General features: G+C 48.1%; 12 protein-coding genes. 10 read left to right on the forward strand and 2 right to left on the reverse strand.

The genetic code is table 11. The features are described from left to right. The first annotated feature begins 182 nt into the window (after positions 1-182). Complete coding sequence (locus ICL07_RS23070; protein WP_188090402.1) at positions 183-512, forward strand: hypothetical protein; 330 nt, start codon at positions 183-185, stop codon at positions 510-512. Between the two features lie 179 nt (positions 513-691). Here the strand turns inward: ICL07_RS23070 and purB are convergent, their stop codons facing one another. Further along, positions 692-2,032 (reverse strand): adenylosuccinate lyase, encoded by a 1,341-nt coding sequence (gene purB, locus ICL07_RS23075; RefSeq protein ID WP_188090403.1) that lies wholly within the window; start codon positions 2,030-2,032, stop codon positions 692-694. A gap of 141 nt (positions 2,033-2,173) precedes the next feature. Between purB and ICL07_RS23080 the strand changes: the two genes are divergently transcribed. Continuing rightward, a complete protein-coding gene (locus ICL07_RS23080; protein ID WP_188090404.1) occupies positions 2,174-2,923 on the forward strand; it encodes a menaquinone biosynthetic enzyme MqnA/MqnD family protein in 750 nt (249 codons plus the stop codon). 129 nt (positions 2,924-3,052) lie between these two features. Then, positions 3,053-3,712: an NADPH-dependent F420 reductase gene (locus tag ICL07_RS23085; protein WP_188090405.1), complete on the forward strand. Its 660-nt coding sequence runs from the start codon at positions 3,053-3,055 to the stop codon at positions 3,710-3,712. 89 nt (positions 3,713-3,801) lie between these two features. Here the strand turns inward: ICL07_RS23085 and ICL07_RS23090 are convergent, their stop codons facing one another. After that, positions 3,802-5,451, reverse strand: a complete 1,650-nt coding sequence (locus tag ICL07_RS23090; protein ID WP_188090406.1) for a M1 family metallopeptidase — start codon at positions 5,449-5,451, stop codon at positions 3,802-3,804. A 45-nt stretch (positions 5,452-5,496) separates the two neighbouring features. On the opposite strand from ICL07_RS23090, the gene ICL07_RS23095 reads away from it, so the two are divergent. From ICL07_RS23095 to ICL07_RS23125, 7 genes are all read left to right on the forward strand, one after another. Then, on the forward strand, positions 5,497-7,146 hold the full coding sequence (locus tag ICL07_RS23095) for an ABC transporter substrate-binding protein (RefSeq protein ID WP_188090407.1): 1,650 nt from the start codon (positions 5,497-5,499) through the stop codon (positions 7,144-7,146). A 105-nt stretch (positions 7,147-7,251) separates the two neighbouring features. After that, a complete protein-coding gene (locus tag ICL07_RS23100; RefSeq protein ID WP_188090408.1) occupies positions 7,252-8,025 on the forward strand; it encodes an acyl-CoA desaturase in 774 nt (257 codons plus the stop codon). Positions 8,026-8,163: 138 nt separating this feature from the next. Beyond that, positions 8,164-9,051, forward strand: a complete 888-nt coding sequence (locus ICL07_RS23105) for a decaprenyl-phosphate phosphoribosyltransferase (RefSeq protein WP_188090409.1) — start codon at positions 8,164-8,166, stop codon at positions 9,049-9,051. Continuing rightward, positions 9,051-10,382, forward strand: a complete 1,332-nt coding sequence (locus ICL07_RS23110; RefSeq protein ID WP_188090410.1) for an FAD-binding oxidoreductase — start codon at positions 9,051-9,053, stop codon at positions 10,380-10,382. Before ICL07_RS23105 ends, ICL07_RS23110 begins: the two co-directional genes overlap by 1 nt. Before the next feature lie 26 nt (positions 10,383-10,408). After that, positions 10,409-11,140, forward strand: coding sequence for an SDR family oxidoreductase (locus ICL07_RS23115; protein ID WP_188090411.1), 732 nt, complete (start codon positions 10,409-10,411; stop codon positions 11,138-11,140). Continuing rightward, the gene (locus tag ICL07_RS23120; protein ID WP_188090412.1) at positions 11,137-11,730 is read left to right on the forward strand and encodes an HAD-IB family hydrolase; all 594 of its coding nucleotides are present in this window, start codon (positions 11,137-11,139) and stop codon (positions 11,728-11,730) included. The genes ICL07_RS23115 and ICL07_RS23120 overlap by 4 nt, the downstream gene beginning before the upstream one ends. Before the next feature lie 3 nt (positions 11,731-11,733). Beyond that, a complete protein-coding gene (locus ICL07_RS23125; RefSeq protein ID WP_188090413.1) occupies positions 11,734-13,473 on the forward strand; it encodes a hypothetical protein in 1,740 nt (579 codons plus the stop codon). The last annotated feature ends 18 nt before the right edge of the window (positions 13,474-13,491 follow it).

Raw genomic sequence — 13,491 nt, forward strand, 5'->3', positions numbered from 1 at the left:
CAAAAAAAGAACCCCTGTGATGTATCATTAACCCGTGTAAAAATGGGGCTGTTATATCCGCTTATATCTCCGCTCATCAGCGAAATCAACTTTAATCATGGCTGATCGGCGGTTAATCATCTCCCTGGAAAAACTCCGTACAACACCTGGTAAGGTTTTGTTCATCATATAAATCAATTATTATGAACTTATGGAGCTTAGTTTTCTTTATTCAACAGACGATGGGAGTGGTAGCCTTCAGCAACAGCCATAGTTTACCGTGCAGGATCATTCAGGAGCAGCCTTATAGTGACCGGCTCTTTGTGCAAATGGAGGGAATAGGAGAAGAGGGGAATCCGGTACTGACAATACTAGACAATCATCACTCACCTGTGCGCATCATTCCTATTGCGCCAAACAGCATATCAGCGGGGCAACTGGTATGTCTGCCCGGATTATCAGCCGGAACATATACTGCCCGTGTAACCGTGGCCGGAAGGGTCGCAGAAAAAAATATCGAAATAAGACAGTAAGCTGTCTTACGCTTTCGGGAGTCATATTGATTTAGGGATTTTCTGATTTACGATTTTTTGATTTTGGGGAGATGTAACTTCCTGTACATTAAAAATTCGTAAATCAGAAGATCCCTAAATATTTTATATTTCCCCAAAATCAAAAATTCGTAAATCAAAAAATTCCTAAATGTTATGTTTTATTGCCACAAGCCGGTATAGCTATGCGGGGTAATTGCTTTCAGCTCTTTTTTCAGCGCGGCGCTGATTTTCAGGCCATCGATGAATTTATGCATGCTCTTCTGGGTGATATGCTCACCGCCACGGGTCAGCTCTTTCAGCGCTTCATAAGGCTGCGGATAGTTCTCGCGGCGCAACACGGTCTGAATAGCTTCTGCTACCACTGCCCAGTTGTTTTCCAGGTCTTCTTTCAGTTTGGCCTCGTTGAGGATTAATTTGTCGAGTCCTTTCTGAATAGACTTGGTAGCCAGCAGGGTATGACCAAATGGTACGCCTACGTTGCGTAGCACCGTAGAATCGGTCAGGTCACGCTGTAAACGGGAAATAGGCAGTTTGGCGCTCAGGTGCTCAAACAGGGCATTTGCCAGGCCCAGGTTACCTTCTGCATTTTCAAAGTCAATCGGGTTCACTTTGTGTGGCATGGCAGAGGAGCCTACCTCATTCTTTTTGATCTTCTGTTTGAAATAATCCATGGAGATGTAAGTCCACACGTCACGGCAGAAGTCAATCAGGATATTGTTCACCCGTTTGAGGGCATCAAACTGGGCGGCGATGTTATCATAGTGTTCAATCTGGGTAGTATACTTCATCCTTTGCAGGCCGAGGGTATTGTTCACAAATTTCTCCCCGAATTTCTCCCAGTTTATTTTAGGGAAGGCTACATAGTGCGCATTGAAGTTACCGGTAGCGCCGCCGAATTTGGCGGCAAACGGTACTTCCCCGAGCAGCTTGATTTGTCCTTCCAGGCGTTCTACAAATACCAGTATTTCCTTCCCAAGGATGGTAGGAGAAGCCGGTTGACCGTGGGTACGGGCCAGCATCGGTATTTTCATCCATGACTGTCCCATTTTTTTAAGTGCCAGCACCATATTGGCCAGGGCAGGCATGTACACGTGTTCTACCGCATCTTTCCACAACAGGGGGGTAGCGGTGTTGTTCACGTCCTGGGAAGTAAGTCCAAAATGTACCCATTCCAGCTTGTCTTCCAGGCCCAGGTTTTTGAGCTCATTTTTCAGGAAGTACTCTACCGCCTTCACATCGTGGTTGGTGATTTTTTCGGTGTCCTTGATCAGTTGGGCGTGTTCGATGGTAAACTCCTGGTAGATTTTGCGCAGGGCAGGAAACTTGGCCTTGGGTAAGGTAAACAGCTTCTGTTCAGACAGCGCAATAAAATATTCCACCTCTACCATCACACGGTAACGGATCAACGCAAATTCGGAAAAATAACCCGCCAGCTCGTCCAGTTGCTTGCGATAGCGCCCATCCAGCGGGGAAATGGCAGTTAATGGTTGTAGTTGCATAATATATATGTATTCCAGTTTTTACCCAAAAAACACCCTCAGAAAACAAACCTGCCTTTACCTCCTGTTTCCGGGAGGAAGGTAGGATTTGAACTTGTTATCCGGGATTTAGTTACTTTTGCAGCTTCAAAATTACTGAAATTGGAACGGAAAGTAAAAGTTGCGGCTGTAAGTTATTTGAATACGAAGCCTTTGTTATACGGATTCAGGAATCATCCGGTAATGGACCAGATGGAATTGTCAGTGGATTATCCTGCTAAAATCGCCCAGCAGCTGATAGATGGAGAAGTAGATGTGGCCCTGGTGCCGGTGGCTATTATCCCTAAACTGAAAGAACATTATATTATTGCGGACTACGGTATTGGCGCGGAAGGCCCGGTAGCCTCCGTCTGCCTTTATAGTGATGTACCCCTGAACGAAATTAAACGAATCTACCTGGACTATCAAAGCCGGACTTCCGTAGCGCTGCTCAAAATACTGGTGAAAGAACACTGGAAGCTGGATGTGGAACTGGTGGCTACTTCCGGCGACTATGAAGATAAAATTAAAGGTACCGACGCCGGTCTCGTTATCGGCGACCGTGCCCTGGCACAGCGGAAAGTATCCCCCTTCATCTATGACCTGGCAGAACACTGGGTGCGCTTTACGAGCCTGCCTTTCCTCTTTGCTGCCTGGATCAGCAACAAACCACTGCCGGAATCATTTACCAGTCAGTTCAACGATGCAACCAGCATCGGTATCAAAAATATACCAGCCGTAGTGGCGGAAAATCCGTACGACCTGTATGATCTCACCACCTATTACGTGCACAACCTCAGTTATCCCATCACCCCGGCCAAACGTCAGGGGATGCAGAAATTCCTGACCTATATCCGGGATCTAGGGATTTAGAGATTTACGGATTTTGGAATTTAAAATGCAGCGAAGATCACATTATATAACATGATCTTCGCTGCATTTTAAATTCCAAAATCCGTAAATCTCAGTAACTTCATAGCTCAACAAAATGTTTCCGCGGCTATGAAAATCGGCATCCTTGGTAGTGGTCCCGTCGGACTAACGCTCGGCAAAGGTCTGATCCAGACTGGCCACCATATTACGCTGGGAACCCGTAATCCCGCCAGGGAAGCGTTGCAGCAATGGGTGAGACAACAAGGCGAAAGAGCTGCTGTCGGTACTTTCCGTCAAGCCTCGGAATTTGGAGAACTCATTATTATCTGCACCAGCTGGGTGGGAACTAAAAGAGCCATCGAAGCAGCCGGCATCTGGAACTTCAAAGGAAAAACAGTCGTTGACGTCACCAACCCGGTAGATGACAAAGGCCCCGATGAAAATGGCCGCCTTAACCTGCTCATCGGACATAACAACTCCGCCGGTGAGCAAATACAAGCCTGGCTTCCCCCTGATGCCAGAGTGGTAAAAGCCCTCAGTTGTATCAGTTATATGCATATGCTTTCCCCCAATTTTGAGGAAGGTTCTCCTACCATGTTTATTGCGGGTAATCATCCCGAAGCCAAGGAAACGGTTGTCTCCCTGCTCAACGAATTCGGCTGGAACGATATCGCCGACATGGGGCGCATAGAAATGAGCCGCAGCATAGAACCCCTGGCTGTATTATGGACCGCCTATGGCTACCTGCACAACAGCAGCGGACACGCGTTTAAGCTGTTAAAGAAGTAAAACAACAAGTATAAATAATAAAGGGTAGTATCCAATACTACCCTTTATTATTTATATAATTCATCTCTGCAAATCGGTCATGATGGCAATCAGTGGTTATCGGTGGCCTCTTTCTTCTTCACATTAATATAAAATCCCTTATCCACCTCAAACTGATTCGGGTCAGATAAGCTGAGAACAGCCGTACGCCAGGAAGTAGCGGGATAAATTAGTTTCCATCCATACTCGCTCAGCTTAACTCTCACGGGCATATTAAAATCTTTGATACAGTTAGTCCAGCGATACTGCACCTGCTGGCCGATGATACGATACTCCAGTGTAGGAATAGTGGTATCCCGCAGGTATTGATCGAAGACGCGGCTCAAATCTATGCCGGCGGCGTTGCTCATATAATTTTCTATCTGCCCGGTGGTAACGGTCTGGTGGTAGAAGGTTTTGTTCATGCCACGCAACATCTGACGGAAAGCCTCATCATTATTCATGATCAGCCGGATGTTATTGATCATGTTGGCGCCTTTATAATACATATCGCCACTACCTTCTGTGTTTACGCCGTAAGGTCCGATAATAGGAATATCATTTTTGATGTTCTTCCGGATGCCGGCCACATATTCTTCGCCGGCTTTGATACCATACTGGCATTGGGTGAACAGTGTTTCGGAGTAGTTGGTGAAAGATTCATGTATCCACATATCGGCGATATCTTTGCTGGTAATGCTGTTACCAAACCATTCATGCCCGCTTTCGTGGATAATGAGAAAGTCCCATTTCAGTCCCCAGCCGCTACCAGAGAGGTCACGGCCCATGTAGCCCATCTTATACTTGTTGCCATAAGCTACTGCGCTCTGGTGTTCCATACCCAGGAAAGGCGATTCCACAAGCTTATAGGAATCTTTATAGAAAGGATATTTCCCAAACCAGTACTCAAAGCACTTGAGCATAGGTTTAACTACTTTAAAATGTTCTTTGGCCTTGTCTTCGTTATAATCCAGTACCCAATAACTCAGGTCCAGCTTACCGCCTTCACCGGAGTAGCTGTCTTTTATCTCGGTGTAGTGGCCTACGTTGACTGCCACATCATAATTATTAATCGGGTTGCTGACGTACCAGGTATAGGTAGCGGTACCATCCGGGTTATCTGTTTTTTTCTTCAGTCTCCCGTTGGACACGTCGGTGAGTTCGGCGGGTACGGTAACGTTGATCGTCATGTTGTCCGGCTCGTCGCTCTGATGATCTTTATTAGGCCACCATGCGCTGGCGCCGAATCCTTGTACTGCCGTGGCTACCCAGGGACGGTTTTTTTCATCGCGCGACCAAACCACGCCGCCATCCCAGGGAGCGTTTTTAGCTTTATGGGGCTTGCCGCTGTAGAATACGGTGATATGTTTGGTTTTATCTTTTACCTGGGGAGATTTCATCTTCACGAACCAGGCATTGCCCTCGCGGGTAAAGGGAAGCGATTGTTTGTCCTGCAATACGCTGTCGATGATCATCGGCACCTGCAGGTCTATCTGCATAACGGAATCTGGTTTAAGTACTTTGTACGTGATGGTGTTAAAGCCACTGAAGACGCTGTCTTCCAGATGTACCTGTACGTGAAGATCGTAGGAGGTAACATCCCACCAGGCTCTTTCCTTCGTGATGGTACCCCGCAGCGTATCTGCTTTGGTGAATTGTTGTTGGGCGCTGACACTGCCGGCTGTCAGCAGGGCCATACAAAACATGGTGATGCCACGCATAATTAATGATATAATTTATCCGGAAAGATATTAATTTACCGCCAAATGAAAAGTTGTTATTGTCAGGCGGTTATATCCATTCTTTGCCTGGGAGGGCTCTGCAGCTTATTGCTGGCTTCCTGTGGTCAAACGGAAAACCGCCATCAGCAGGTATTCCGGTATAATCAAACAGAAGGCATCAGCAGCCTGGACCCTGCCTTTGCCAAAAGTCAGGCTGTTATCTGGGCGGTCAGCCAGTTATATAATACGTTGGTAGCCCCGGATACCAACCTTGTCATCGGTCCCTCGCTGGCTAAAGGATGGCAGGTGTCGGAAGACCATCGTACCTATACTTTCGCGCTGCATACGGACGTGTATTTTCATGATAACGACGTGTTCCCCGGCGGCAAAGGCCGGCGTATGACCGCACAGGACGTGGTGTACAGCCTGCAACGGATCGTAGACCCGGCCACGGCTTCTCCGGGCGCCTGGATCTTTAACGGCCGTATTGCGGCCGACAGCGGCTTCCGTGCGGTGAACGACTCTACTTTTCAACTCACCCTGGTCCGGCCTTTCCACCCGATACTGGGTATCCTTAGTATGCAGTATTGTTCCATTGTACCACATGAAGCGGTGGAGAAATACGGAAAAGACTTCCGCAGCCACCCTTGTGGTACCGGGCCTTTTACCTTTTTCTTTTGGGATGAAGGCCAGGGATTGGTATTCCACCGTAACCCGAACTATTTTGAACGCGATGCCCATGGCGCCCGCCTGCCTTACCTGGATGCCGTACAAATCAGTTTCCTGGATAGCAAGGCGTCTGAGTTCCTGATGTTCCGCCAGGGGCAACTGGATTTTATCAACGATATCGATGCTTCCTTTAAAGACGAAATTCTCACCAAACAGGGAGCGTTGAAGCAGGAGTGGAGAGATAAAATGGTGCTGGACCAGAAGCCGTTCCTCAATACTGAGTACCTCGGATTCCTGGTTGACAGCAATAATACGCTGGTAAAAAATGCTCCCACCCGCAGCAAAAAAATACGCCAGGCCGTCAACTACGGTATCGATCGTACGAAAATGATTACCTACCTGCGTAACGGAAAAGGTACACCAGCCTTGTCGGGGTTTGTGCCGGCAGGACTACCTTCTTATGATAGCGCCAAAGTAAAGGGGTACAACTATGATCCCGCCAAAGCCCGTCAACTGCTGACGGAAGCAGGGTACCCCGGCGGGAAAGGGCTGCCGGTGATTAAATTATTGTCTATTCCCATTTACGCCGATATGGCCGATTATGTAGCCAACCAGTTGCAGGAAATCGGTATCCGGGTACAGGTAGAGGTGGTACAGAAAAGTCTGCTGCTGGAACAAACGGCCAAATCACAGGCGCTGTTTTTCCGGGGCAGCTGGATAGCCGACTACCCGGATGCGGAAAGTTACCTGGCCATGTTTTACAGCCGTAACCCGGCGCCGCCCAACTATACGCGGTATACCAACCCGGTTTTCGACAAATTATATGAGCAGGCGCTGGAAGAAAATAATGATAGCCTTCGGTATACGCTCTACCAGCAGATGGACCGCCAGATTATAGCAGACGCTCCGGTAGTACCCCTGTTTTATGATAAGGTAGTACGCCTGATACAGCCTCATGTGTCCGGTCTGTATAATAATGGTATGAACCTGTTGGAGTTACGATTTGTGCGCAAACAGCAGAGATAGGAATTTTTTTTAACATTTCATTCACTATACCATTTTGCAAAAACGTTTAACATCCAGGTATTTAGCATACCTTTGGTGATTATTTGTCAATTTTAAAGCATTCTAATGACGGCGATCCTGATATTCTTCTGTGTACATTGGTTCTTGTCACTGTTCTTCCACACGTTTTATCTGCATCGTTATGCATCTCACCAGATGTATACCACCAATAAATTCTGGGAACGTTTCTTTTATTTCTGTACCTGGTTCTTCCAGGGGTCTTCCTATCTCATCCCGCGTGCTTATGGGGTGATGCACCGGATGCACCATGAGTTCAGCGATACAGAGAAAGACCCGCACTCTCCGCATTTCTTTAAAGACGTTTGGACCATGATGGTGCAAACCCGTAAAATATACAACGGCTTTGTAACCCGTACCAGCACCGTAGATGCGGTATTCTTAGAGGAGCCGCTGCCGGAATGGGAAGCCATGGATAAATTTGGCGACAGCAATTTTGTGCGTGTAGCCTGGATGGCTATCTATGTCGCCTTCTACGTGGCTTTTGTTCCAGCTGGTATGTGGTATCTGTACCTGTTGCTCCCTGTCCACTTCCTGATGGGACCCGTACAAGGCGCTATCGTAAACTGGTGCGGTCACAAATATGGTTACAGCAACTTCGATAACGGTGATAAATCCAAAAACACTTCTCCCTGGGGTATTATCCTGCTGGGCGAACTGTTCCAGAACAACCACCACAAATTCAAAGACAGTCCTAACTTCGCTAAAAAATGGTATGAGCTGGATCCCAGCTACCAGGTGATGAAACTGTTCAATGTGCTGGGTATCATCAAGCTGAAACCAGCGATGGTTACGCCCGCCCGCATGAAAAAAGCGGCGTAGTCGACAATGTACAATCAATCTGTTACAATAGAAAAATGTCTCACTGTCATGGTGGGACATTTTTTTTATGGGTCTATGGAGAACCGGATTAGGGAATAAATTGTAATTTGGCGGGTCAACTTTACCCTGATCCCCATCATGAAGTACATTCAATTACTCCGGCCTGCGCACTGGGCGAAAAATGCCTTTCTCTTTATCCCGCTGTTTTTTGCCGGAGAAATCTTTAATGTTACCAAGGTGTTGGAACTGTTGCTGGCGTTTATGGCTTTCAGTATCACCGCCAGCAGTATCTACATCATTAATGATTACCAGGATATAGAGGCCGACCGTAAACACCCGGTGAAATGTAAGCGGCCGCTGGCATCCGGCGAAATATCCCCGACAGCCGGATTGTTGCTGTTTTTTGTGTGCCTGGCGCTGGGAGGCGCCCTGTCCTGGCTGGTGAGCGCCAAATTCGCCTTTGTGGTGGGCATCTACTTTATATTAAATCTCCTGTATAGCTTTGGCCTGAAACATATTTCCATCCTCGACATCATTATTCTGGCGATTGGATTTGTATTGCGGGTGAAGGCCGGAGGTGTCGCCGCTGGTATTGCCATCTCTGAATGGCTCATGGTGATGGTTTTCCTGCTGGCACTGTTTATGGCCATCGCCAAACGCCGGGATGATGTATTGATCAAAATGCAGTCAGGCCAGGAAATGCGGAAGGCCGCTAAAGGGTATAACCCCGACTTCCTGAATGTGATGCTCTCCCTGGTATCGGCGGTGATTATCGTTTGTTACCTGATGTATACCATGGACCCCGAAACCGAGGAGCGCTTCCATACCTACCGCCTGTATTATACAACCCTTTTTGTAATTGGCGGATTATTACGATATTTGCAAATAACCTACGTGGAGAACAATACAGGTTCTCCCACCAAGATCCTATATAAAGACCGTTTTATTCAATTAACCATAATCCTGTGGGTACTTAGTTTTTATGTGCTGATTTATTGGCCCACTAATAAAGTTTTTTTTGAATAATGCAAAAGCGGTTAGCGAACTGGGGTAATTACCCCGCTATTACATCTGAAGAAAGTGCGTATTCGCAGGAAGAGCAGCTACGATCGTTCGTAGTAGCGAACCATGGGTTTATTGCCCGTGGTAATGGCCGTTGTTATGGAGATGCCTCCCTTGGGAAGCACAGTTTATCCATGCTGAAATACGACAACATCCTCTCTTTTGATACCGTGGCCGGTGTGCTGGAAACACAGGCTGGGGTCACCCTCGATCAGATACTGGATATCATCGTCCCCAAAGGCTGGTTCCTGCCGGTAACGCCGGGGACCAAATTCATTACTGTAGGCGGGGCGGTTGCCTCCGATGTACATGGTAAAAACCACCACGTAGACGGCGCCTTCTCCGGTCATATTATTGACATGGATGTGATCACAGGCGATGGTACTACCATTACCTGTTCCCCTTCACGGCATACGGACCTGTACTGGGCCACCTGTGGCGGCATGGGCCTCACCGGTGTCATCACCCGGGTGAAGTTCGGCCTGAAAAAGATAGAGACAGCGTATATCAAACAGAAACAAATCAAAGCCCGCAACCTCGAAGAGGTGGTGCGCCTGTTTGAAGAATATAAACATTACACCTATTCCATGGCGTGGATCGATTGCCTGCAGAAGGGCGATGCTTTCGGTCGCAGTATCCTGATCGTGGGAGAGCACGCCACAAAGGAAGACCTGAACGCCAAACAAGGGCAGGCACCATTGCAGCAGCCAGCCAAACCCCGGTTGACAGTACCGTTCAACCTGCCTTCCTTTATACTCAATACCTTTACGGTCAAGGCGTTTAACTGGCTTTACTACGGAAAGAATTTCAAGAAAGAAATCAATAATGTGGTGCCTTATGAACCGTTCTTTTATCCGCTGGATGCGATCCTGCACTGGAACCGCGGTTACGGAAAGGCTGGCTTTATACAATATCAGTTTGTGTTACCCCTGGAGCAGAAAGAAGGATTGATCGCCATTCTTCGCCGTATCAGCGATAAAGGATGGGGCTCTTTCCTGGCCGTGTTGAAAGTGTTTGGTCGGCAGGAATCCCTGATTTCTTTCCCAATGGAAGGTTATACGCTGGCGCTGGATTTTCCGGTACGCAAAGGGCTGTTCGCTTTCCTGGACGAGCTGGATGATATTGTGTTGCAGTATGGAGGCCGTTTATATCTGTCGAAAGATGCCCGCATGAAACAGGATGTTTTCTGGAAGAGTTACCCTCATGCAGATCGTTTCGCTGAAATTGTACAGACTTACAATCCGGGCAAGCGGTTTGAATCACTGCAATCTGAAAGATTATCACTGACAAAATAAAATCCCTTATTAACCAAGCACCTTCGATGCCGACAATACTCCTTTTAGGCGCAGGATCGGATATGGCTATCGCCATTGCACGCCGGTTTGCCGCCGCTCAATATGATATACAACTGGCTGGCCGTCAGGTAGCTGCCTTGCAGCCCTTGCAGCAGGACCTCCGGATACGGTACGGTATTACCGCTACTGTCCATCATTTTGATGCTACCGCCTACGATACACATGTTGCCTTTTATGGGGAGTTGCCGGTAAAACCGGATATCACCCTGTGTGCTTTTGGTTACCTGGGAGACCAGGAGAAGGCGCAACAGGATTGGCAGGAAGCCGCCCGCATACTGCAGGCTAATTTCACGGGTGCGGTATCCATCCTCAATGTGGTAGCCAATGATTATGAAACCAGGAAGGCTGGAATGATCATCGGTATCAGTTCCGTTGCCGGAGAGAGAGGGCGGCAGAGCAACTACATTTATGGCAGCGCGAAGGCTGGTTTTACTGCTTATCTCAGCGGACTGCGTAACCGTCTTTTTCGTAGTGGTGTCCACGTAATGAGTGTACAGCCGGGGTTTGTAAATACACAAATGACGCAGCACCTGAACCTGCCGCCACTGTTAACTGCGCAGCCCGAATTGGTGGCTGGTGCGGTGTTCAAAGCGGTGCGAAGCAGGAAAAACGTATTGTATGTAAAATGGCCCTGGAAATATATTATGCTGATTATTAAGCTAATACCTGAGTTTATCTTCAAAAAATTAAAACTGTGACAGGCATCGCATTCTTTGATTTTGACGGTACCATCACCTGCAAAGACACCATGTGGGAGATCATCCGTTTCCAAAAAGGAAGCGCGGGGTTGTATGCGGGCATCGCCCGTTTGCTGCCGGGACTGGTCCGTTTTAAACTGGGCCGGCAAAGCGCGCAGGAAAGCAAGGAACAGGTACTGCAACATTTTTTTGGGGGCATGAGCGAGGAAGCATTCCGGGAGCATTGTACCCGATTTTGCCGGGAGCAGCTGCCTGCTTTTATACGGGAGGCTGCCGTGGCGGCGATCCGCCGGCATCAGGAACAAGGCCGCCAGGTGGTGGTGGTAACGGCTTCCGCGCGTGACTGGGTAGCACCCTGGTGCGAGACCCTGGGTATTGACTGTATTGCCAGTCAACTGGAAATAAAAGACGGACGGGTTACCGGTAAGTTATCGGGTGTTAATTGCAATGGCCAGGAGAAGGTAGTCCGTATCAGACAGCAGTTTAACCTATACGACTATACGGATATATACGCTTACGGTGACAGCAACGGCGACCGGCCTATGCTGGCGCTGGCGCAATACCCATCATTTAAACCTTTCAGAAAATAAGATATGTTGAATGAGTTGAATTTGTATTCCAGGGCCCGCAGATGGGAAGTTAGGTGGAATTCGATTTCCAATGCCCGCAGATGGGCGGTTTTAGAAATACTGATCATCGTGTTGCTGGCACTGGTACCATTGTTTACAGCGTTTCCCTATCGCGTGAATATTTTCCTGTCCTGGGAAGGAGCGTATCGGCTTTCATCCGGGCAGGTACCGTTTAAAGACTATGGTAGCCCGCTGGGCTACGGTTTCTGGATTATTCCAGCCTTGTTTTTTAAGTTGTTTGGTCCGCAGATGATCACCCTGGTGAAGGCACAGGTGTTCATTAATATTATAGCCGGTTTGTCGTTCCGTTCTATATTAAAAAGTCTGGGTGTAACACCGGGCGTGCGGTTGCTCTCTGTGCTGGTGTTCGTAATGTCGTATTCCTTCTTTAACTTCTGGCCCTGGTACAACCATACTGTTATTGTATATGAACTGGTGGCTATCAGTTTTTTACTACGGTCTTTTTTCGCAGGCGGCGACATAGGACGTTATGGTTTTATGGTGTTGGCGGCGTTGTTTGTCTTCCTGTCGCTTTTCACCAAACAGGATGGCGGCGGTATGGCGCTGATGCTGTGCCTGGCTCTGCTGGCCTATAACTCATTGGAAACCCGCCGCTGGCTGGATATACCGGTGTTCCTGGGAATGTTTGCCGTGATCGCGGTGTTGTTCATCGCGCCGCTGATGCCCGGTTTTGCTTACTGGTTTAACCATGGGCAGGCGCCTCACAGTTCACGGTTAGCCCTAAACGATTTTACGGACGAGATCATGGGCGCCTCCAACTGGATCAAGATTTATGTATTACTGGTAGCGCTTTGCCTGACTGCCGGGGTGAAACAATGGAAAACCTGGATACATGAACGCCGCGAAGTATTGTTTGCGTTGCTGACATTGGGTATCCTGGGTGAAGCGGCTATCTTCCAGGTAACGAGTTATACCCCGCCGGATAACAATATATTCTTTCACAGTTTTGCTTTTGCTTTCATCGCCAGCTGGTTATGCAGATTGTTGTCAATACCGCTCAACACGGGCAGCTCCATAACCTTCGCTACAGCTTTGATTTTATTCTGGTGGTCCGGTACCTGGTGGAAATATATTGGCCGCTATACCGACCGCTTGTTCCCTGTAAAGGAAGCTGTTTACGCCCCAAACGATAGCACGCATGAAAACGTGGTATCCCGTCGCAACTATATGCTGAATAACGATACGACCGATGTGCCGATGTCGCAGTGGACGTTCTCCAAACTGCCGGTCTTTCATAAAATATATATGCCGGCGCAGACGGTAGCGGGTATTGATCGCGTACTGGCGTTACCGGTAGTGCAGCAGAAAAGAGATAGTATCCGGGTGCTGAATATGACAGAGTTGACACCATTGGCGGAAGCGATGCCTTTCAAACTGGAAACCGGCGCCGATTATCCACTATGGTACCACCTGGGTGTGGGTATGTTTAACCGGCAGTTGGCGGCTTTTAAGGAAAAGGTACGGGCCCATCATTATGATGTTGTGCTCTTCGAGTATGCGCCAACGTTAAATAACTTTTTTCCTTTTGCATTGAGAGATGAGTTGAAACAACGGTACCAGTTGGTGGATTCATTCCTGGCGCCGCGTCGACCGACGAACGCCATGATTGAAGTGTACGTACCACAAACCGAACAGCGTTCATATACGGACGCGCTGATACAAAAATCGGACACGTTGAAGTAGAATGTAATATTTTATTAT

Origin of the sequence: Chitinophaga qingshengii (genome assembly GCF_014529935.1) — a bacterium.
GTDB lineage: Bacteria > Bacteroidota > Bacteroidia > Chitinophagales > Chitinophagaceae > Chitinophaga > Chitinophaga qingshengii.